Source organism: Ereboglobus sp. PH5-5, from assembly GCF_029504805.1.
GTDB lineage: Bacteria > Verrucomicrobiota > Verrucomicrobiia > Opitutales > Opitutaceae > Ereboglobus.
On the sequence record NZ_JAQFIT010000009.1, the window covers coordinates 93218 to 115517 of the forward strand.

The following is a 22300-nucleotide window of genomic DNA, read 5'->3' on the forward strand; positions in this document are numbered from 1 at the left end:
TTAAATCAAACCTTCGTCAGCCGAAGCTCCGACTCCTGACTCCTGGCTCCTGACTCCTGTATTCTTTCCAGCATTCTTTCCAAAATGATCGACTTCTATTTCAGCCTGCCAGACATCGTCCGCTACCTCATCCAAGGGATTGCGGTGATCTGTTTTCTCTTTCCCGTTGGCGCCGCCTGCTCGATGGCCGAGCGCAAAGTCGCGGCGTGGGCGCAGGATCGCCCCGGCCCCAATCGCGCGCGCCCGTGGCTGCTCGCGCGGATTCCGATCATCGGCCCGATCCTCGGATACTTTGGCATCTTCAACCTCATGGCCGACGGCGGCAAACTCCTCTTCCGCGAGGACATCATCCCCGGCCACGTCAACAAATTCTACTTCGTCATGGCGCCCATCGTGGCCATGACACCCGCGCTCTCCACGATCGTGTTTGTGCCCTTCGGCGCGTATCTTGACAGCGCCGGACAAATCCTTCCCGTGATGCTCGCCAACGTCGACATCGGCATCCTCGGCGTTTTCGCGCTCGCCTCGCTCAGCGTGTATTCGCTCATCCTCGCCGGCTGGGCGTCGAACTCCAAGTATCCGTTCCTCGGCGCCATTCGCGCCAGCGCGCAACTCATCTCCTACGAGCTCTCCATGACGCTCGCCGTCGTGCCCGTGCTCCTCTGGATCAACGCGCCCGGCACCACCGGCTCGCTCAGCCTCGTGCGCGTGGTCGAGTTCCAAAGCCAGCCCGGATTTTGGGGCGGCATGTGGTTTGTGTTTATCATGCCCGTCTCGGCCTTCATCTTCCTCATCACGATCTTTGCCGAGACCAACCGCCAGCCGTTCGACATGCCCGAGTCCGAGGCCGACCTTGTCGGCGGTTACCACACCGAATACGGCTCCTACAAATGGTCGCTCTTCTTTGTCGCCGAGTATTGCCAGATGATCGTTGGCTCGGGCATCTTCGTCCTGCTCTTCCTCGGCGGCTGGAATCCGCTCCCGTGGATACCGCTCGCCGACCTGGTCAACTGGCTGCACGACCTCCTGCACTGGCAATGGCTCCTGCACCCGATCTTCGTCGGCCTGCTCTCGATTGGCATCTTTGTCACAAAAGTGCTCATCTTCATCTTCATCTTCATGTGGGTGCGCTGGACGCTCCCGCGCTTCCGCTACGACCAAGTCATGCGCATCGGCTGGCAGCGCCTCCTCCCGCTCTCCATCGCCAACCTCGTGGTCTACATAATCGCCATCGCGCTTCTGCAAAAGTAAAACCGCCGCCACTCGTAAAAATTTCCAATCAGACTCATCCGCCCGATCGGGCCAATCCGTCCACTCAATTCCGCATTCCGAACTCCGCATTCCGCATTTCCCATGTCCGTCATCCAAGTCCAACGCAAACCGCTCTCGCTCGCCGAGCGCACATACATCCCGCAAATCCTGTCGGGCATGAAGACGACGATGAAGCACATCGTCGCCAAGCCGGTCACGGTGAACTACCCCGAGGAGCGTCCGGAAATCCCGCCCGGCTACCGCGGCGTGCCCACGCTTGTGCGCGACCCGCACGGACGCGAAAAATGCGTCTCGTGCCAGCTCTGCGAATTCGTTTGCCCGCCCAAGGCCATTCGCATCACGCCCGGCGAAATCCCCGCCGATTCGCCCAACGCCCACGTCGAGAAAGGCCCGAGGGAATTCGAGATCAACATGCTCCGCTGCATCTATTGCGGCCTCTGCCAGGAAGTCTGCCCCGAGGAGGCCATCTGGCTGCAAAACGTGTATTCATCCAGCGGATACACCCGCGCCGAAATGGTGAACAACAAGCAAAAACTCTACGAACTCGGAGGCACGCTCCCCGACACCCACCTCAAGTGGGACAAGAAGAAAGCCGCCGCTGAAAAGCATTAAAAGAAGGAGTCAGGAGTCAGAATACAGGAGTCAGCTTCAAACCATAAAAAGCCGCCCGCAACAATCGCACCAACAAAACGCCATGTCCAAATTTCCAGCAAGCCTTCGCCAGCCGAAGTTCCGACTCCTGACTCCTGACTCCTGACTCCTGTATTCCGTATTCCGATTCCCATATTCTTTTCCCATGCCCGCCATCCTCTTCTACATCTTCAGCGCCCTCACGCTTGCCGCCGCGATCGGCCTGGTCGCCAATCGCAACGCCGTCGCGTCCGCGCTCAGTTTTTTTGTCTGCCTGTGCGGCGTGTCCGTGCTCTTCGTGATGCTTGACGCCCACCTGCTCGCGTTCCTGCTCATCCTCGTTTACGCGGGCGCGGTCGTGGCGCTGTTCCTCTTCATCATCATGCTCCTCGACATGCACGGCGGGAAACGCCCCCCGTTCAAAAAGATGACCATAGTCGCCAGCTCCATTGCCGGCGCGCTCCTCATCTTCGGCGCGTTCTCGTTTTTCGCGCGCGGCCAGTTTTTGACCGACGAGCTCGCGCTCGCCCAAGCCCCCGCATTTTTCACCGACCTGAAAATCTACGGCGCGAAACTCTTCACCACCTACATGCTCCCCGTGCAACTCGTCGGTTTCCTCCTCCTCGTCGGCATGCTCGGCATCATCGTCATCAGCAAAAAGCATGAGGAAAAAGAGCCAGGAGACAGAATACAGGAGCCAGGAGACAAACCATAAAACCTCGCACACAACAATCGCACCAACAAAACGCCATGACCAAATTTTCATCAACCACGCGTCAACCGAAGCCCCGCCTCCTGACTCCTGTATTCTGACTCCTGACTCCTTTTTCCACCATGACCATCGGCCTTTATCATTACCTTGTGCTTGCCGTGACGCTTTTCGCCATCGGCTTCTTCGGGGTGCTCCTGCGCAAGAACACGCTCATCATTTACATGTGCCTTGAGCTGATGCTTGTCGCCGCGACGCTCGCGCTCGTCGCCTTCTCGCGCTTCAACGGCACCATCGAGGGCAACGTGTTTGTCTTCTTCATTCTCACCGTCGCCGCCGCCGAGGTGGCTGTCGGCCTTGCCATCGTCGTCGCCCTCTTCCGCCGCCGCGGCACCGTCGATGTCGCCAAACTCAACGCGTTAAAAAACTAAAGGAAAAGAAGTCAGGAGTCAGAATACAGGAGTCAGCTCCAAACCATAAAAAGCTGCGCACAACAATCACACCAACAAAACGCCATGACCCAATTTCCATCAACCACGCGTCAGCCGAAGTTCCGACTCCTGACTCCTGACTCCTGACTCCTGTATTCTGCATTCTACATTCTGCATTCCGTATTCTCATTCATTCCCGGTATGTCTCCCACACATCTCGCCCTTCTCACCCTGCTCGTGCCGCTCGCCTCGGCTGCGATCATCGCGCTCTTCCTGCGACGCTCCGGCACGCTTGCGCAAATTATCTCCGTCACGGCCTGCGCCGCGTATGCCGCCGCCGCGCTCATGCTCGCGTTCGGAGGTTCGCGCGAAACTGTCGTCAACACATCCTTCGACTGGCTGAGCATCGGTGAATTCACACTTTCGTTGGGGATCAAATTCGACGACCTAGCCGCGCTCATGCTCGTCATCGTCGCGATTGTCGGCCTGTGCGTTCACATCTTTTCCATCGGCTACATGCGCGACGACAAGGCGCGCGCGCGTTACTTCGGCGGCCTCTCGATCTTCATGTTTTCGATGACGGGCATCGTGCTCGCCGACAACCTTTTCATGATGTTCATATTCTGGGAACTCGTCGGATTCAGTTCCTGGCTGCTCATCAATCATTATCGCGAAAAACAATCCGCCGCCGACGCCTCCAAAAAAGCCTTCATCGTGAACCGCGTCGGCGACTTCGGTTTCCTCCTCGGCATCATCGCGTGCTATTACGTTTTCGGCACAACCAATCTCACCGAAATGTCCGCGAAAATCGCCGGGGGCGCGGCCGTTGCCACCTGCATTCCCCTTGCACTCTTCTGCGGTGCGGTCGGCAAGTCGGCGCAATTCCCGCTGCACGTCTGGCTGCCAGACGCGATGGAAGGCCCCACGCCAGTCTCCGCGCTCATCCACGCCGCGACGATGGTTGCCGCTGGTATCTACATGCTCTGTCGCGTCGAGCCGATCTTCGCCGCCGTGCCCGCCGCGCTGAACGTCGTCATGTGGATCGGTGTCATCACCGCGCTCTACGCCGCCCTTTGCGCCATCACGCAAAGCGACATCAAAAAAGTCCTCGCATACTCCACGCTCTCCCAACTCGGCTACATGGTTGCGGCGTTTGGACTGGGGGGGGCTTATATTCCAACAGGTGTGGCCACTGCGAACACTATAGAGCTGGCAATTTTTTTGAATGCTGGCGTTGCCGCTGCAATGTTCCACCTGACCACGCACGCTTTCTTCAAAGCGCTTCTATTTCTCGGCTCTGGTTCGGTCATCGCGGGATGCCATCACGAGCAGGATATTTTCAAAATGGGTGGCATCCGCAAAAAGATGCCCGTGACGTTCATTGCGTTCACGATTGGCGTCTTCGCAATCATCGGCATGCCGTTTCTCGCGGGATTCTTTTCGAAGGATGCGATTCTCCTTCTTGCTATGGTAAATAACACGCCCGCTTTTATCATCCTCGGATTCACCGCGATCCTCACTGCTTTCTACATGGTGCGCATGTGGAAAATTACATTTTTCGGCGAGACTCGTAGTGAGGCTGCTTCGCATGCACACGAAAGTAGTCCGTCAGTGCTGCTTCCGCTTATTGTCCTTGCGGTTCTTTCAGTCGTTGCTGGCTACACGGCTATCTACGGCGGCGCGTTTAACGACGTCCTGCTCGATGTGCCGCAGACCCACGGCACCGCTCACACCATCATCCTCATCACCAGCATTGCCGTCATGCTCATCGGCGCTGGCGCGGCGCTGGCGTTCTACAAATCGGCGGCGACCGACACGTTGCGCGACCGCATTCCGGGCGTGTTCACCATCCTCACGCACCTCAAGGAAACGCCCGACCGCGTTTACAACTACTACGTCACAAAACTCCAGCAACGCTTCGCGCTTTTGCTGAACTTCCTCGACCAATTCCTCATTGGCGGACTGATCGTGCGCGGCCTTGCGGGGTTGACGGGTTTCTTCGGCCTCGGCGCGCGCGCGCTGCACGTCGGCAGCATCCACGCCTACGTCTATTGGTTCTTCATCGGCGTCGTCCTCATCTGGGCCTTCGCCACCGGCTTTCTGAGCTAAGCATTTTTCAAAACAGATTTTAACCACGGAGGACACGGAGCAACACAGAGATGAAAAAACAGAGCGATTCAAACTCGGGCAACAAACCTTCCTTTCTCCGCGCTCTCCGTGTCCTCCGTGGTTAATTAATTTTTCCCAAACCCACTTTCCATTTTCCGAATGAATCCATTCCCGATCGATCTTCTCCTTCTCTCGATAGCGACACCGCTGGCCGCCGCGCTTATCATCGCGTTCGGGCCGTCGCGGAAAATCGCGATGTTTCTCGCCTACATCGGCTTTTCGGTGCCGGCGCTCGTTGCGATCTATCTCGTCGGCAAGTTTGCCGGAATGCCGCTGCACCACGGCTACGCCTACTTCACCAGTTACGACCTGGGACTCGCCGCGTGGGGCATCAAGCTCACGCTCGGGCTCAACGGCATTTCGCTCGGGCTTTTTGCGCTCGCCGGAATCGTCGGTTTCGCCGCGGGGTTTTACGCAATCCAATCCGGAGCGGAGCGCCTGCGCCAATACCTGCTGCTCCTTCTCGTCATGCAGGGCGGGTTGATGGGCGTGTTCGCGAGCGTTGATATTTTCTTTTTCTACTTCTTCCACGAGTTCGCGCTCATCGCGACATTCATCATGGTCGGCGTCTGGGGCGGACGCGACCGCAACTACGCCGCGATGATGATGACAATCTACCTGACACTCGGCGCGATGCTTTCGCTCGCCGGACTCATCGCCATCTACTGGACCAGCGGCGCGGCGAACTTCGACCTCATCGCGCTCCGCGAAGCCATCGCCGCGCAACCGCTTTCCGAGGTCGTGCAGAAAAATATTTTCGGCATCCTCATGTTTGGCTTCGGCATCCTGGTCTCGCTGTTTCCGTTGCACTCGTGGGCGCCGCTCGGCTACGGCGCCGCGCCCAGCTCGGCGGCGATGCTGCACGCGGGCGTTTTGAAAAAATTCGGACTCTACGGGCTTGTGCAAATCGCGCTCCCTCTCATCCCGAGCGGCGCGGCGCACTGGTCGCACATCCTCGCGATTCTCGCGCTCTGCAATGTTGTCATTATCGGTTTCGTTACCATCGCGCAAACCGACCTCAAGCAGATGATCGGTTACAGTTCCGTGATGCACATGGGCTACGCGTTTCTAGGCGTGGCCGCGATGAGCACGCTCGGCGCCGGCGGCGTGGTGCTCATGATGATTGCGCACGGCCTGTCGGTCGCGCTGCTGTTCCTCCTTTCAACGAGCATTCATCACCGCACGCAAACCTTCGACATGACCGCGATGGGCGGCCTCGCGAAACAAGCGCCGCTGCTCTCCGCGCTCTTCGTTGCGGCGATATTTGCGAGCATCGGACTGCCCGGCTTCGCGAACTTCTGGGGCGAACTGACCATCTTCGTTGCGCTGTGGGGCTTTTCCAAATGGATGACGATTGCCGCCGTCGCGGGCATCATCATCTCGGCGATTTACGGCCTGCGCGCCGCGGCGCGCATCTTCTTCGGGCCGCCTACGGAAACCTTCGCAAAAGTCGCCGCCGAAAATCCCGTGACCGACCTGCGCTGGAGCGAGCGGGTGCCCGCGTTTGTGCTGCTCGCCGCGCTGGTGCTTGTCGGTGTCTGGCCCAAAATCGTGACCACCCCGCTCAACGCGCAATTGACGTCCGCAACAATCTCGCAATCCGCAACTCCCAATCAGGGCGTCGCAAGCAACGCCCCTACGACGGCAACCGCGCCCGCGAAATAATTTTTTTATCAGGAAACGAAACCGATGACCTCCGATTTTATAACCAACATCGCACGCGCCGGCGCCCAAAATGGCTGGGTGCTCATTACGCCCGAAATCCTTCTCGCCGGGCTCGCACTCTTGCTGCTCGTGTTTGAGCTGGCGCTGCCCAAGGCCATGCGCCGTTTCATTCCCGCCATTTCGATCGTGGGGCAGATTTGCGTGCTCGCAGCGGCACTTCTGTGGGCGCTTGAGCCAAAGATAAACGGCAGCACCCTGACCGGCTCCATTTTCTACGGCATGCTGAAGTTCACTCCCACGGGACAATTCTTCCGCGTGTTTTTTGTCGTCACCTCGATTTTGGTGCATGCGATTGCGATGATCTCGCTGCCAAAACAACGCGTGCCGCGAGTCGAGTTTTTCCATATCGTGCTCGTGATTACCGCGGCGATGATGCTGCTCGCCCAAGCAAGCCATTTCCTGATGCTTTTTGTGGCGCTGGAAACAATCACCGTCGGGTTCTACGTCCTCGTCAGTTATTATCGCGCGAGCGCGTTTTCCCTTGAGGCGGGATTAAAATATCTCGTGCTCGGTTCGCTCAGTTCGGGACTGCTGCTTTTCGGCATCGTGCTGCTTTACGGCATGGCGGGTAATCCGGCTGCAGCGGGACGTTATCCGATGCTCGATCCCCTCAGTTACCTGCAAGTGCATCATTTTCTGGCAAACAACTCCGGCAACTTCATCGGCAACCTTGGGGTGCTCTTGGTGCTCAGCGGCATTGCCTTCAAGATTGGCTTGGTGCCTTTCCAAATTTGGATTCCCGACGTGTATCAAGGCGCGCCCACGCCCGTGACGGCGTTTCTCTCGGTCGGTTCCAAGGTCGCGGGATTCGCACTCCTCTTTACGCTGCTGCCCATAATCTCGCCCGTTTTCCGCATGGTTGTGCCGCTGCTTGTGGTGGTGACGTTTGCCACGATCATTTTTGGCAATCTCGCCGCGCTCACCCAATACAATGTCAAACGGCTCATGGGTTTGTCGGGCGTCTCGCACGCGGGTTTTCTGATGATGGGAATCGTGGCGGGCATTCACTTGAAGGGATCCTCGGACGTTCCTCTGTTCATTTACATAATCGCCTACACGCTCGCCTCGTTTGCGGTGTTCGGCGTCATGGCGCTTGTGGCCGGTGAAAACGATGCCGAGCAGGAATTCAGCGATTATCACGGACTGGCAAAGCGCAATCCGTTTCTCGCGGCGGTGCTCGTGGTTGCACTCGGCTCGCTCGCGGGTCTGCCTCCGCTGTTTGGTTTCATGGGCAAGCTGCTCATTTTCATCGATGCGTTCCAAGCGGGCTTTTACTGGCTGCTGGCGGTTGCGATTCTCGCCGTGGTGGTTTCGATTTATTACTACTTCGGGTGGATACGCGCGGCATTTTTCCAAAACTGGCAGTCCTCCGCTGTGCCCGACGAAACGCCCGTGCATCCCGCCGACCGGATCAAGGTGCCCGTCATGATGCGGCTGTTGCTCATCGTGCTCACACTGTCCACGCTGTGTTTCGGCTTGTATCAAAAACCCGTCATCGAGTTCCTGAATTTGCTGAAAATATTTTGAGCTGAAACAATCGCATGCGAAGGGAGCGCCCACCGGCGTTCCTTCTCCCTCTATTTCAGCAAATCCGTGTGGCCGACGATGCGCGTGATGGCGGGATATTCGTCGCGCGCGTGGTGCTCGATCTCGTCGATCAACCGGTGGGCGTGCGCAACATCGAGCGACGCGGCGGCGCGGCAATGATAATTGACCACCAGGCCGCCCGGCGTCTGACGCACGCGGACATTGTGGACGCCTGAAACCGATCCGCTTTGCGCGGCGAGTTTTTCGAGGAGCCTCGTGATCGCAATGACAGTTTCGGGTGGCGCGTTTTGCCCGGGGAGATGTTTGACCTCCAGCGGCTCGATATGCGGCTCGACCTCGGTTCCCGCGCCAAACTCGGCGCGGATTTCCGCCTTCAGTGACTCGGCGGTTTCATGCGCCTCGCCGAGACTCATGCGGCCATCCAGTTCCAGGTCGAAACTGATCGAAAGATGCGCGCCGATATCCTGCACCGTGACATGATGCACGGCCAGTCCGCGCCTGTATGCAATGTGCGTGACGCGTTCGCGCACGGTTTCGCTGCGCGGGGCGACAGGCGAGGTTGTCACGGTCAGCATGGTGTCCGGGAATTCCTTGCGGATGGCGGCGAGGACCCTGGTGCGAATCGCTGAGGCCTGCTCCATTGAAAGCGTGCGCGCGACCATCAGCGTCATTTCGCCAAAAACCTCGTGCCCGGCGGCGCGCAGGCGAATATTGCTCGTGCCGAGCACGCCGGGTTCGGCGGAGGCGATTGTGCGCAGCCGGGCGACACGCCCCTTCGGCGCGGCGTCGAGCAACGTGTCGAGCGTGCGCCGCCCGAGCCGCCAGCCCGCAACGGCGATGAACCCCGCGACACCCAGCGCCGCGATTGCGTCGCCGTAGAGAAAACCAAAGCGCGATGCGATCAACCCGAGCAGCACGAGCACCGATCCGGCCATGTCGGACGAAAAATGCAGCACATCCGCCGCGAGCGCCTGGCTGCCCGTGTCGCGCGCCACTTTGCGGAGCGCGCGAATGCGGTTTAGGTCGATCAGGATTGAAGCAATGACAATGGCAAACACCAGCGGCGTGGCCTCGATAATGTGCCCGCCCGAAAAAATGTTTCCGGCCGCTTGCACAAGCACGGCCAACGCGAGCAAAAACAGGATTCCTGTTTCCACGAGCGCGGCGACGCTTTCGAATTTCGCATGGCCGTATTGATGCTCGTCGTCGGCGGGTTTGTTTGAGGCGCGGATGGCAAACCAGGTGACGGTGGTCGCGAATGTGTCGACAAGCGCGTGCGCGGCCTCGGAGAGCAGCGCGAGCGAACCCGAAAACAATCCCGCCAGCAACTTGCCGACTGTGATCACCGCGCTCGCGACGATGGACCAGCGGGCGACGCGCTCCTTGCGGACGGCTGCGTGCGTGTGGGAGGCTTCCATGCGGATTCAGACTACGGCTTTCGCATCACGGCCCGCGACCAATTTTTTGTCGGGACTAAGCGCGCAAAGACGCCGGCTGAGCGATTCGGGCGTCGTGGCGCGGTCGCGCAATTCCCCGGGCGACACCAGTTCGCCGCGCAGGCGCACGCGCGAGAACGGGCGCGGCAGATAAAAACGGTCCCAGCTGCGCAGTTGCCGGGCGTGCTGGAATTGCATGCCGATGAGCACGGCGGCGGCTTTTGCGCGGCGCGCCACGATCATGCCGCCGCCCTTGAATCCGTAAATGGGGCCGCGCGGTCCGTCGGGGGTGATTCCGATGTCGTGGCCCTGTTGCATGACATTGATGAGCAGGGCGACTGATTCGCGCGCGTTGAAACTGCTGGATCCGCGCACGCACTTGATGCCGATGATGTCGAAAAACGCGGCGAGCCACGCGCCATCCTTGCTTGCGCTGACGAGCGCGTAGAGATTGCGACGGCGGTAGCGCCTGAAAACTTCGCCGATCAAGAACAGCCGGTTGTGCCAGATGATAAACGCGACGGGCGTGTCCTCGTTTCGGAGGGCTTTCTCGCTTTCCTTGTCGCAATCAAAACGGATCGATGCGCACCAGAGCCGCACGAGCATGCCGAGCGGCCATATCAGCATGCGTTTCCAGCCGCATATGGTCACGACCTGTGTTTCGATGTTGTCGGTTTTTTGGCTCACGGTGTCGGGTGTCTGGATGGTGAAAATCGCATCTGCGCCGCATGATGCAAGACATCTCAACGCGCCGCAAGTGCCGCGAATTGTTATGTCGCCGCGCGGGCAATCGAACCGGGCGTGGCGGCCTGGCCACGGCGTTTCACAGCGTCTTTACAAGCACCTTCGGGTTGCGGCCGCTTTCCTCGTAGAGTTTGAGGCGGGCCTCGGGGAGGATTTTTTTGTCGGTTTCACCGAAGTCCATCGCGGCGGTGAAGAAGGAGTAGCTTTGCGTGGAGAGGGCGACGGCGGTTGTCGCGCCGCGCTCCTGCGCCTTCATGCAGGCGTAGGTGACGAGTTTGCGCCCGATGCCGCGGTTTTGGTGGTTCGGCGAAACATACAGCGAGCCGATTTCGGCGAGCTCGGGTTTGTCGGGATAAAAGTAGAGCGACACGCAGCCGATGAGGGTGTCGTCGATTTCGAAAAGGTAAAACTGGTCGATGTTTTTTTCAATGGCCTGCTGCGTGCGGTAGATGAGCTCCTCGCGGCGGACCGCGCCGCGGGTGAGGTTGTGGATGGCGCGCACGTCGCCGCGCCTGGCTCGGCGGATTTGCTGGTAGTCGTTTCCGTAGATGAGCGTGCCGACGCCTTCGTTGGAAAAGATTTCGTTGAGCAGGCTGTCGAATGCGCGTCCGTCGATGATGTGCACGCGCGGGGTGCCGGTTTCGATGGCGCGAAGGGCGTTGACCGCCTTGCTTTGCGCGTCGGGCGCGATCTGCTCGGGTGTTTTTTCGAGGATGTTTTTGAGCGTGGGCGCGGGAATGTCGCGGCGCAACTCGCCCTTGATTTCGAGGCCGGGGAGGGGGGCGAGGTAAATGATTTTTGTGGCGCGGAGCGCCTCGGCGAGCTCGGCGGCGAGGAGGTCGGAGTTTATGCGGAGCGCCTTCCCGTCGGGGCCGAAACCGATGGGCGAGACGATGGGGGTGATATTTTTTCCGATGAGCGTGTTGAGAAACTCGGTGTCGATTTGGTCAACTTTGCCGGTGAACTGATGGTCGACGCCGCGGAGGATGCCGAGGGGGAGGGCGCGGACGGCGTTGGTGATGGCGCACTTGATGGCGTTTTGCGTGAGACCCTCGAGGATGACGTGCGAGACGCGCGAGGAGGCGCGGATGGCGAGGTCGAGCGTGGCGGCGTCGGCCACGCCTGTGCCGGCTTCGTCGGTGATGGGAACGCGGCGCAGTTCGGAGAGTTCGCGGAGTTGTTTGCCGATGCCGTGGACAAGCACGACCTTGATGCCGAGGCTGCGGAGCACGGCGATGTCCACGAGGAGGTTGCCGAAATTTTCGTCGGCGATGATGGCGCCGTCGAGCGCGATGACAAAGATTTGGTCCTTGAAGCGGGGCACGTATTTGAGGATGCCGCGCAGGTCCACGGGTTTGATCGTCGTGGCGGTGGCGGCGGGCGCGGGGGATGTGGATACGTTGCTCATCGCGGAAAAGGTTTAAGGTTGAGGATGAAGTTTAAGTTGCAAGCGGAGCCGCGCGTCAATGCGTGAACACGGGGATTACGGGCGGCCTGGCGATGGCGGCGGTCACCCCTTGTTTCGCGGATGGAATTGCGCGTGCTGGTCGATCAGGCGCCTGGACTCGACGGCCGTGTAGATTTGCGTGGTGGCGAGGCTCGCGTGGCCGAGCATTTCCTGGATCGCCCGCAGGTCCGCGCCGCCGCCGAGCAGGTGCGTGGCGAACGAGTGGCGCAGCAGGTGGGGCTTCACTTTTTTTTCGAGTCCGGCGCGCCGCGCGTATTGCGTGACGAGAACCCAGAGCGTTTTGCGGGAAATCGCCGTGCCGCGTTTGCTCAGGAAAACCTCGGCGCCGGTTTTTCCCGTGCGCACGAAGCCCGGGCGGGCGGCGTCGAGATAGACGCGCAGCGCCTCGATTGCCTTGCCGCCGATCGGCACGACGCGCTCCTTGGAGCCTTTGCCGAACACGCGCAGGAATCCGTCGTCGAGGTTGATTTGCGGGATTGTGAGCGTGGAGAGTTCGGAGACGCGCAGTCCGCTCGAGTAAAACAGCTCGAGGATGGCGCGGTCGCGCACGGCCAGCGCGGAGCCGCCGGTCGGGGCCGAGAGTATTTTTTTCATTTCCGTCTCGCTCAATGTGCCTGGGATGCGGCGCGGGAGCTTGGGCATGGAAATGAGCTCGGTGAAGTCGTCGGGGCGCAGTTGGTCGCGCACGAGCTGGCGGGCGAAGACGCGCAGCGAGGTGAGCTTGCGCGCGCTGCTCGCAGCGCTCATGCCGTCGTCGCGCAGCGCGTGCAGCCACGCGGTGGCGTCCTCGGCGCTCGCGTCGAGCCACGACTTGAGGCCGCGTTTTTCGGCGAGGAACGCGGCGCAGGCGTCGAGATCGTTTTGGTAGGCGGACTGGGTGTTGAACGAGAGGCCTCGTTCGAGGCCGAGGTAGGCGATGAATGCGTCGATGCGTTCCGCGAGCCCGGCGGGGGCGCGGCTTGGCTCAAGTTTGCGGTATTTTTTCGGAGGCGGCATCGGCGTGTGTTGCGCGCAATAAATGACATCGCGGCAAAAACGGGCAAGCCGCGATGCGGCGGGCGCATTCGCCGTGCTTTTGCCTTTTCAGCGGGGCCGCGGGATTGCACGCTTGCGCGCATGACCAACGCCTCCATTCCCGCGCTGATTTTTCCCGCGATCTCGCTGTTGTGCCTTGCCTACACAAACCGGTTTCTCGCGCTGACGACGCTGGCGCGCGGAATCCTGAAGGAGCACTCGGTCGCGCCGCAGCCGCATTGGGAGGTGCAGTTGATCAACATCCGGCACCGGCTGCATCTGATCAAGCGTATGCAGATGCTCGGCCTCGCTGCGCTGTTGCTCGCGGCGTTGTCGATGGGGCTCATGTATTTTTCCGTGCCGTGGTATTCCGGCGAAATCACACTCGCGCTCGCGCTGGTCTGCTTCGTGTCGTCGCTCGCGACGTGCGTGCACGAGATCACGCTTTCGATCGACGCGATCGAGGTGGAATTCAAGCGCGCAAAGGTGCCGGAAATCTAATGCGCGCTCGCGGACGTTTTTCCGGACAAGAACCATAATCCATTTAACCAATCATGAAATCCAGCAACAACCCGGCCGACTACACCGAGGCGGAACTGCGCGGCGAGATCGAGCGCGGCGCGCGTCTCGTTGTTTATTCCTACTGCGTGTCATTTCTCGTGGTCACTCTTCGCCGCAGCACGCGCGCGTATCTGATCCATCCGGGGGCCGGCGGGTTCGGCTGCGCGCTTCCGTGGGTGCTTGTTTCGCTCCTCTTCGGCTGGTGGGGTTTTCCGTGGGGAATCATCTACACGCCCGCCGCGCTCTGGCGGACAATCAGCGGCGGCACCGACCTGACCGACGATTGGCGCAAATACTACGATGAGTCGTTGCGCGCCGGGCGTGCGGCAAATCTTTCACCTTCCGAACAACAGCAACCGGCGCCTTCGTCTTTCAACCGTCCGCAACCCGCCGCGCCGATGCCGACGCAGTTCGGCCCGGATTCGTCAACTCCCGCCAGTTTTCGCGACGATGCGCAACACACTTCGCGCCCGTCGCCGGTGTTTGTTGCGTTCAGGCTCGCCGCCGTGCTGTGCGTGTTTGTTTTGGCCGTCTATGTTTGCCTCGGTTTCTGGACGATGAACACGACGCGCACGGTCACGCTCGTCAACGGGCTGGGCGTTTCCTACAAGGTCGCGTTTAACGACGCTTCGCACGAGTGTCCCGCGGCGGCGGGGGAGGGCGCTCCGGTCAAACACATCGAGCTTCCGGGCGGCCGCTACGAGGTGCGCGCCGAGCTTCCCGGCGTGAGCCAGGCGTTCACCGCCACGATCCACGTGGGGCCGGCTTCCATCTGGACGTGGCCCGGCGGGCTTCATCGCGCCGTCATTATAAATCCCGACCGGCTCGCCATCGTCTATCGGGAAAGAATCACCTACACCGCGCGCACCGCGTCCGGCAAGGACGGCGACGACGCGCCCAATCCCATCGAGTTGTTCGTCAACGAGGGCGTTTACGACATTCGGAAGCCCGATTATTATTTCACGGATGCGCCGTCCGCGCTTCGCTTGAAAAAAGGTTCGAACTCCACGCGCACGCATCTCGATGTTGTTCGAGGTATGTCGCTGATGGGTGCGGGCGATCTTATTCATAAATTCTGCACACCGGAGGCCTTGGCGGATTACGCCGCGAACGCCAGTCTCGTCTACGGCGTCAGCGCGGTTGACGTGCTCTTTAACATCGCCACCCAAATGAAGCCGGATGAGATGCGGCGGCTTTTTGAAAGACACATCGACGCGCGTCCGGTCAACGTGCAATGGCATCGTCACTACCAGTCGTGCATGGAAATCGGGTTTCCCGATGTTGATTTGGTCGCCGGCTACCGCGCGCGCCTCACGGCAAATCCGCAAAACGGTGCATACAGTTACTTGCTGGCGCGTGTTATTTCCGATGACGACGAGGCGCGTGAGCTTTACGAAAAGGCGCTCACCGCCCCCGAGGAACCATGCGCGTTTGCGTGGAACGGGCTCGGTTTCCTGGCCCTTCGCAATGGTGACCACGCCAGGGCGCTTGACTGTTTCGAAAAATCCGCGGCCAAAGATGAACAAAACGACCGCAACGTGGAACGGCTCAATCTTCTTGTGGCGCTCAACCGTCCTGACGACGCGCTCGCGCTCGCGAACAAATGGGCGCTGGCCTCGCCCAAGCGCATGAATCATGCGGTTGACGCCATGCTCATGCTCGGCGTGTGCAAACGTCCAAGCACGGAAGCCACGCGTATGCTCATCGCTTTTGATGATGCGTTTGGCTCCAAGATGACCAGGGATATTCGCGCCGAATTTCGCGCCCTTTTGGAATCTTCATACGCTTATGGCATGGGCGATGAAAACCGCTACTTGGCGCTGATTCGTCCGAATCAGCAAGGCGGCGGGCAGGCGTTGAATTACGCGCTCAGCCGGGGCGACCATGTTGCGGTGGCCAAAATACAGGATTCGCTGGACGATCCCCTGGCGCACGTCTGGTTTCTCGCAGCCATTGTCGCGCATCATGGAAACGATGCTGCCAGTGCTGACGCCTATTACGCAAAGGGCATTGACTCATTGCGCAGGGCGGATCGGCGGGGTCGCGTGCTTGCCGATATTCTCGAATCGTCCCGCGAGGCGCCTCCTAGTATTGTTGCGGTTATGAAAGGCACGGGGCGATCTTGCGAGGATCGCATAATTTTTTGTCTTCTCGGTTTCCGTCATCCCTCCCACCGCGACGCCTTTTGGAATGAAGCCAAGGTTAGGAACTACGCCCCCTCGTTTCCGCACCTCCTGCTCAAGCGCGCAATGGCGCAGTAGCGCGAACATACCAGCCCGCGCCGACCGCAAAACACCCAACCCAACTCCGACATGAATACCCCTCCCAACTTTATAAAACCCCGCCGGCGCCCGGGCTCGCGCCTGCGACCGTTCGCGTTGGCTTGCGCATGGTTTGCTTTTTTCTTCTGCGTCACTGCCCCCGCGCAAACACCCACGGGCACGACCGCGCCGCCCGTCGCCGACACCGGGCAAACCAAGGCCGCCATCGCGCACATGCGCGCGCCGATTCGCTCGGTTCCGCTCAGCGTCGTCGTCGAGTCGCTCACGGGCCACAAAGTTCTCCCCTTCGATTTCGAAAATCCAAACCACGCCGAGGTCCTCAAGCGCCTGAATCGCGCCGCCGCCGCGGTTGTTGCGAAAATAAAATCCGAGGGCGGCATCAACAGCAAACGCGTCAACGAAGTCGGCAACACCGTCGAGAAATACGTCCGCGACGCGCTCGACGCCGAGGGGCTGCCCTCCGCCGTTCCCACCGGCGCGAAAAGCGGCAGGGCGCGCGGTGTCGGCTACCCCGACATCACCTTCACGTTCAACGACGAGCGTTTCTACATGGAGTGCAAAACCTACAGCGCCGCCACGGCCGGCACCACCATGCGCACCTTTTATCTCTCGCCCTCCGACGACCCGAAAATCGCGTGCGACGCCGTCCACCTCCTCATCGCCTTCGAGACCGTGCGCGCCGGCGACACCTACCAGCTCGTCCACTACAAACTCATCTCGATCGAGCAACTCGCGCTCGACGTGAAATACGAATTCAACTCAAATAACCGCCGCATGTATTCCGGCAACGACGGCGCCGTCACAATCGCAGACGTTGCTTGCGAGTAGATTCCCGCTCATTCATTTCCTTTTTCACATGGCCGCCACATCACCAAATCTCGACATCGAAAAACTCGCCTCGCTCGCGCGCATCGACCTCGCGCCCGACGAAAAGGAGAAGTTCGCCGCGCAGCTCGGCGACGTCCTCAAATACGTCGATCAGCTCAAGCGCGTTGACATCACCGGCATTGAGCCGACCGCGCACGGCTTCCCCATTTCCAACGTCTGGGCCGAGGACAACGTCACGCCCGGCTTCACCGCCGACGAAGCCCTCCGCAACGCCCCCGCCCAGCGCGACAACATGATCAGTGTGCCGAAAGTAGTCGAATAACCAAAGACGTTCGCATTTTCGATTTTGGATTCTCGATTTTCGATTGCGCGCTACCGCGCGGCACCGAAATCGAAAACGGAGCGGAAGCTCCCCAATCGAAAATCGAGAATCGAAAATCGAAAATTCCAATCTCCCAGATGCCAATCAACCTCCCGCTCACCCAAGTCTCCTCGCAACTCGACTCCCGCGCGATCTCCGCCGTCGAACTCCTCCAAGCCTGCATCGACCGCACCAAGGCCGTTGATTCCCGCGTCGGCGCGTTCAACTCCTTCGACGAAGCCGCCGCGCTCGCTCAAGCCCGCGCGTCCGACGAACGCCGCGCCGCCGGTAAAACGCTCGGCCCGCTCGACGGCATTCCCGTCGGCCTCAAGGACATCATCTCCGTAAAGGATCAGCCGCTCACCGCATCGTCGAAGATGCTCGCCAATTACATCTCGCCCTACGACGCCACCGTGACGCGCAAGCTCCGCGAAGCCGGCGCCGTTTTCTGGGGACGCCTCAATCTCGACGAATTTGCGATGGGCTCCTCCACCGAAAATTCCGCGATGGGACCCACCAACAATCCCTACGACCTCGCGCGCGTCGCGGGCGGCTCCTCCGGCGGAAGCGCCGCCGCCATCGCCGCGGGCGAAGTCACCGCCGCGCTCGGCACCGACACCGGCGGCTCGATCCGCCAGCCCGCGTCGTTCTGCAACCTCGTCGGCCTCAAGCCCACCTACGGCCTCGTCTCGCGCTACGGCGTCTCCGCCTACGCCTCCTCGCTCGACCAAGTCGGCCCCATCGCCCGCACCGTCGAGGACGCCGCCATCATGCTCTCCGCCATCGCCGGGCACGACCCGCTCGACTCCACCTCCATCCTCGCCGAAATCCCCGACTACCGCGCCGCGCTCCACCAGAAAAAAGGCCCGTGGCGGCTCGGCGTCCCGAAGGAATATTTTGGCGACGGACTCGATCCCGAAGTCGCCGCCGCCGTCCAAGCCGCGATCAATTTCTACAAAAACCAAGGCTGCGAAATCCGCGAAGTCTCGCTCCCGCACACCGAATACGGTATCGCCGTTTACTACATCGTCGCGACCGCCGAGTGCTCCTCCAACATGGCCCGCTTCGACGGCATTCGCTACGGCCACCGCTCGACCGCCGCGACCGACGCCGTTGACATCTACTCGAAAACCCGCGCCGAAGGCTTTGGCGAGGAAGTCAAGCGCCGCATCATCCTCGGCACCTACGTTCTCAGCAGCGGATATTACGACGCGTATTATTTGCGCGCGCAAAAAGTCCGCACGCTTATCCGCCAGGATTTCATCGACGCCTACAAGCAAGTTGACGCCATCATCGCGCCCACCTCGCCCACGCCCGCCTTCCTCAAAGGCTCGCACAAGACGCCCCTCGAGGCCTACCTCGGCGACATCTACACCATCGGCGTGAACATGGCCGGCCTCCCCGGCCTGAGCATGCCCTGCGGCTTCACGCAAACCGGCCTCCCCATCGGCGTGCAACTCATCGGCCAGCCCTTCAAGGAAGCCGAGTTGCTGTCAATCGCCCACGCCTACGACAGCGCGCACGACTGGGCAAAGCGTCAACCCAATCTCTGATTTATTAACCACGGAGAACACGGAGAGACACGGAGAATGCAGAGATGAGGGCCGACTTTATTTCCACATGAAAATCACATTACTTCAGGAAGAACTCACTGAAAAAATTATCGGAGCGGCCATTGAGGTGCACAAGGTGCTCGGGCCGGGACTGCTTGAGTCAACCTATGAGGCCGCTCTCGCATTCGAGCTCGGACTGAGGGGCCTGAAATATGAGCGCCAAAAAGAAATGCCCGTGAACTATAAGGGTTTTCTCATCGAAGTCGGTTATCGTTTGGATTTGCTAGTGGAAAACGAAGTCGTCCTCGAGCTGAAAGCCGTGGAAGAGCTTCACGCCGTTCACGAGGCGCAACTCATCACCTACCTAAAACTCTCCGGACACCGCATCGGTTTCCTCATCAATTTCAACGTTCCCCTGCTCAAGGATGGCATATTTCGCAGAGTCCTCTGACTCCGTGCATCTCCGTGTCCTCCGTGGTTAAAAAAAGAATTTTTCCAAAAAAATGAAATACGAAGCCGTCATCGGTCTTGAAGTTCACATTCAGCTCAAGACCCGCACAAAAATGTTCACCCGCGCCGCCTCCGGTTACGGGCACGAACCCAACACGCTCACCGACCCGGTCGTCCTCGCGCTCCCCGGCGCGCTGCCCGTGCTCAACAAAGCCGCCATCGACCAGATCATCCGCGCCGGCCTCCTCGTCAACTGCCGCATCGCCGACGAATGCCGTTGGGACCGCAAAAACTACTTCTACCCCGACTCGCCCAAAAACTACCAGCTCACCCAGCAATTCGCCCCCATCTGCCTCGGCGGCTCCGTCGAAATCGAGCTCCCCGGCTCCGCGCGCAACATCATGGGCGAGCACAAAACGATTCCGCTCAACCGCATCCACCTCGAGGAGGACGTCGGCAAGCTCAACCACTTCGCCACCGAGTCGCTCGTCGATTACAACCGCGCCGGCACGCCGCTCATGGAACTCGTCACCGAACCCGCGCTCGCCAGCGGCGACGAAGCCGCCGCGTTCCTCACCATCCTCCGCGCCACGATGCAGCAAGGCGGCGTCTCCGATTGCGACATGGAAAAAGGCCAGATGCGTTGCGACGCCAACGTCTCCATCCGCCCCGTCGGCTCCACCGCGCTCGGCACCAAGGTCGAGATGAAAAACCTCAACTCCATCTCCTACGTCCGCGACGCCATCGAGCACGAAATCAAGCGCCAGACCGCCCTCGTCGAAAAAGGCGGCTCCGTCGTCCAGGAAACCCGCGACTACGACGGCCTGACCGGCGTCTCGCAATCGCTCCGCACCAAGGAGGACGCGCACGACTACCGCTATTTCCCCGACCCCGACCTCATGCCCGTGCACGTCAGCGCCGAGTGGAAAAACTCCCTTGCCGCCACGCTCCCCGAGCGCCCCTTCGACCGCCAGCGCCGCCTCATGGCCGACCACAACCTCCCCTACACAATCACCTCCGTCCTCATCTGGGACAAACCCCTCGCCGACTACTACGACGCCGCCGTGAAACTCGCCGGCCCCGACGCCCCCGCGCTCGCGCAACCCCTCGGCAACTGGATTACCAATGACCTCCTCCGCGAACTCGGCGCGACCAAGGCCACCTTTGAGGAAGCTGTCGCAAAAATCCCGCCCGCGCACCTCGTCGCCCTCGTCAAACTCATCGCTGCCGGCACGCTCACGACCAACACCGCCAAGGAAGTCTTCGCCGAAATGTTCGCCACCGGCGACGCCCCCGAGCCAATCGCCGACCGCAAAAACCTAAAAGCCGTCCCCACCGACGCCAACGAACTCGAACAATGGTGCCGCGACGCGATCGCCGCCAACGCCAAAGCCGCCGAAGAATTCCGCGCCGGAAAAGAAAGCGCCATCAACGGCCTAAAAGGCCCCGTGATGAAAGCCAGCAAAGGCAAGGCGAACCCAAAACTCGTTGACGAAACCTTGCGGCGACTGCTGGCGGAATAATGGCTCCGGTCGGCGATACCAAAGGTAGGGCGAAGCCTCCGGCTGAGCCGGAATTGTCACCGAACGCGAAAAAGCAATCGGCTCAGCCGGAGGCTTCGCCCTACCCAACAAACCTCCTCGCCACCTGGCGCGCACTCGTCGCGCAATCGCCATCCGCCACCGCTGTCATCGACGGCGCCACCGCGCGCGTCTGGACTCGCGCTGAACTCGCCGCCGCCGCGCGCTCATGGCTCGATTCACTTCCCACCGACACCCGCGCGCACATCACGCGTCGCCGCGTGGTCATGGCCGAGCCGAACAGCGCGCGCTGGTTTTACATTTTTCTCGGTCTGCTCGAAATCGGTGCCGTTCCCGCGCTTGCCGATTCCAAGGAAACGCCCGACCGCCTTGCCGCCATTGCCGGCGCCAGCCGCGCCGTCGCGATCTTGCGCGACGGTGAACTCACCCTGCTCGCGCCTCGCCCGCCCGTTCGCCGCCGCGACGAATTGCTCATCAAACTCACCAGCGGCAGCACCGGTGTTCCCAAGGCGCTCGTTTTCACCCACGCGCAAATGCTCGCCGACGGACGCCAGATTTGCGCTACCATGCGCATCGGCCCCGGCGACCTCAACCTCGGCATCATCCCCTTCGGCCACTCCTACGGACTCGGCCACCTCGTCATTCCGCTCCTCGAACAGGGCACGCCCCTCCTCAGCGCCGCCAGCCCGTTTCCACAATCCATCGCCGCCGATTGCGCCCGCTGGAAACCGACCGTATTTCCCGCCGTGCCCACGCTCCTGCGCGCGCTCTCAAACACCGACGTTTCGCCCGCCGCGCTCGCCAGCCTGCGCCTCGTCATTTCCGCCGGCGCGCCGCTCCAGCCCGCCGACGCGCTCGCCTTCGCAAACAAATACGGCAAACACGTTCACAATTTTTACGGCACCAGCGAAACCGGCGGCATCGCCTACGATCGCAAAGGTGACGCCGCCGAAACAGGCCGCGCCATCGGGCAACTTATCGACGGCGTGCGCATCACCTTCCGCCGCGGCAAACGCTTCACCGTCGAAAGCCCCTCCGTCCACGGACGCGGACGCTACTCGCCGCCCGACCGCGGCGCGCTCAACCCCGCCGGCGAACTCACCCTGCTTGGCCGCGCCGGACGCACGCTGAAAATCGCGGGCCGCCGTCTTGACCCCGGCGAAGTCGAAACGATGCTCCGCGCCCTGCCCGGTGTGCGCGAAGCCTTTGTCGCCGCGCATCCGACGCGCCCCGACGCCATCGCCGCCGCCGTCGCCACCGACGCGCCACTGCCGACCGCCGCCGACATCCGCCGCCGGCTGACCCCGCGCCTCGCCGCGTGGAAAATCCCCGACCGCATTGTTGTGCTGCCGGCATTCCCGCTCACCCAGCGCGGCAAAACCGACCGTGCGGCGCTGATAAAGCTGATCGCAAGATGAGCATTCGATGCGCGCACAATGCGTATGTGTGTGGTTCCCTGCGTTTTTCCGGGCAAAGGTTTGGGTGGTGACGATGAGTATGTTTTGGTCCTCTCGAATTTTTTGGGAAAGGGTGGGGGCATTCGCGAGGTCGACTCCGTGAGGATTTGCGTAAATTCTT

At 60.8% G+C, this 22300-nt stretch carries 19 protein-coding genes; 15 read left to right on the forward strand and 4 right to left on the reverse strand.

Going from position 1 to position 22300, the window contains the following annotated elements; translation table 11 throughout:
- Window positions 1-84: 84 nt before the first annotated feature.
- The 7 genes from M2103_RS07445 (at window position 85) to M2103_RS07475 (ending at window position 8463) form a co-directional block, all read left to right on the forward strand.
- Window positions 85-1251 carry a complex I subunit 1 family protein gene (locus M2103_RS07445; RefSeq protein ID WP_277509709.1) on the forward strand — a complete coding sequence of 389 codons (1167 nt, stop codon included), beginning with the start codon at window positions 85-87 and terminating at the stop codon, window positions 1249-1251.
- A 102-nt stretch (window positions 1252-1353) separates the two neighbouring features.
- Entirely contained in the window at window positions 1354-1884 is a 531-nt protein-coding gene (locus tag M2103_RS07450; protein ID WP_277509710.1) for an NADH-quinone oxidoreductase subunit I, read from the forward strand.
- A 184-nt stretch (window positions 1885-2068) separates the two neighbouring features.
- Entirely contained in the window at window positions 2069-2617 is a 549-nt protein-coding gene (locus M2103_RS07455; protein ID WP_277509711.1) for an NADH-quinone oxidoreductase subunit J, read from the forward strand.
- Between the two features lie 119 nt (window positions 2618-2736).
- Window positions 2737-3042 carry an NADH-quinone oxidoreductase subunit NuoK gene (nuoK, locus tag M2103_RS07460; RefSeq protein ID WP_108823739.1) on the forward strand — a complete coding sequence of 102 codons (306 nt, stop codon included), beginning with the start codon at window positions 2737-2739 and terminating at the stop codon, window positions 3040-3042.
- A gap of 201 nt (window positions 3043-3243) precedes the next feature.
- Complete coding sequence (gene nuoL / locus M2103_RS07465; protein ID WP_277509712.1) at window positions 3244-5151, forward strand: NADH-quinone oxidoreductase subunit L; 1908 nt, start codon at window positions 3244-3246, stop codon at window positions 5149-5151.
- 159 nt (window positions 5152-5310) lie between these two features.
- Window positions 5311-6876, forward strand: a complete 1566-nt coding sequence (locus M2103_RS07470) for an NADH-quinone oxidoreductase subunit M (RefSeq protein WP_277509713.1) — start codon at window positions 5311-5313, stop codon at window positions 6874-6876.
- Window positions 6877-6900: 24 nt separating this feature from the next.
- Entirely contained in the window at window positions 6901-8463 is a 1563-nt protein-coding gene (locus M2103_RS07475; RefSeq protein WP_277509714.1) for an NADH-quinone oxidoreductase subunit N, read from the forward strand.
- Between the two features lie 50 nt (window positions 8464-8513).
- Here M2103_RS07475 and M2103_RS07480 read toward each other — a convergent pair whose 3' ends face one another.
- From M2103_RS07480 to M2103_RS07495, 4 genes are all read right to left on the reverse strand, one after another.
- Window positions 8514-9902: a cation diffusion facilitator family transporter gene (locus tag M2103_RS07480; protein ID WP_277509715.1), complete on the reverse strand. Its 1389-nt coding sequence runs from the start codon at window positions 9900-9902 to the stop codon at window positions 8514-8516.
- Between the two features lie 6 nt (window positions 9903-9908).
- Window positions 9909-10607 (reverse strand): DUF374 domain-containing protein, encoded by a 699-nt coding sequence (locus M2103_RS07485; RefSeq protein WP_277509717.1) that lies wholly within the window; start codon window positions 10605-10607, stop codon window positions 9909-9911.
- Between the two features lie 136 nt (window positions 10608-10743).
- The gene (gene argA / locus M2103_RS07490) at window positions 10744-12072 is read right to left on the reverse strand and encodes an amino-acid N-acetyltransferase (RefSeq protein ID WP_277509718.1); all 1329 of its coding nucleotides are present in this window, start codon (window positions 12070-12072) and stop codon (window positions 10744-10746) included.
- 102 nt (window positions 12073-12174) lie between these two features.
- Window positions 12175-13128: a site-specific tyrosine recombinase gene (locus tag M2103_RS07495; RefSeq protein ID WP_277509719.1), complete on the reverse strand. Its 954-nt coding sequence runs from the start codon at window positions 13126-13128 to the stop codon at window positions 12175-12177.
- Window positions 13129-13248: 120 nt separating this feature from the next.
- Here M2103_RS07495 and M2103_RS07500 point away from each other — a divergent pair, with 120 nt between their 5' ends.
- The 8 genes from M2103_RS07500 (at window position 13249) to M2103_RS07535 (ending at window position 22140) form a co-directional block, all read left to right on the forward strand.
- A complete protein-coding gene (locus M2103_RS07500; protein ID WP_277509720.1) occupies window positions 13249-13647 on the forward strand; it encodes a DUF2721 domain-containing protein in 399 nt (132 codons plus the stop codon).
- 53 nt (window positions 13648-13700) lie between these two features.
- Complete coding sequence (locus M2103_RS07505; RefSeq protein ID WP_277509722.1) at window positions 13701-15968, forward strand: tetratricopeptide repeat protein; 2268 nt, start codon at window positions 13701-13703, stop codon at window positions 15966-15968.
- Window positions 15969-16019: 51 nt separating this feature from the next.
- Window positions 16020-16817, forward strand: a complete 798-nt coding sequence (locus M2103_RS07510; RefSeq protein ID WP_277509723.1) for a hypothetical protein — start codon at window positions 16020-16022, stop codon at window positions 16815-16817.
- Between the two features lie 28 nt (window positions 16818-16845).
- Window positions 16846-17139 carry an Asp-tRNA(Asn)/Glu-tRNA(Gln) amidotransferase subunit GatC gene (gene gatC / locus M2103_RS07515; protein WP_108823729.1) on the forward strand — a complete coding sequence of 98 codons (294 nt, stop codon included), beginning with the start codon at window positions 16846-16848 and terminating at the stop codon, window positions 17137-17139.
- 137 nt (window positions 17140-17276) lie between these two features.
- A complete protein-coding gene (gatA, locus tag M2103_RS07520; RefSeq protein ID WP_277509724.1) occupies window positions 17277-18731 on the forward strand; it encodes an Asp-tRNA(Asn)/Glu-tRNA(Gln) amidotransferase subunit GatA in 1455 nt (484 codons plus the stop codon).
- A gap of 67 nt (window positions 18732-18798) precedes the next feature.
- Window positions 18799-19182, forward strand: a complete 384-nt coding sequence (locus M2103_RS07525) for a GxxExxY protein (RefSeq protein WP_277509725.1) — start codon at window positions 18799-18801, stop codon at window positions 19180-19182.
- A 52-nt stretch (window positions 19183-19234) separates the two neighbouring features.
- Window positions 19235-20704, forward strand: a complete 1470-nt coding sequence (gatB, locus tag M2103_RS07530; protein ID WP_277509726.1) for an Asp-tRNA(Asn)/Glu-tRNA(Gln) amidotransferase subunit GatB — start codon at window positions 19235-19237, stop codon at window positions 20702-20704.
- A 53-nt stretch (window positions 20705-20757) separates the two neighbouring features.
- Window positions 20758-22140, forward strand: a complete 1383-nt coding sequence (locus tag M2103_RS07535) for a class I adenylate-forming enzyme family protein (protein ID WP_277509728.1) — start codon at window positions 20758-20760, stop codon at window positions 22138-22140.
- Window positions 22141-22300: the final 160 nt, after the last annotated feature.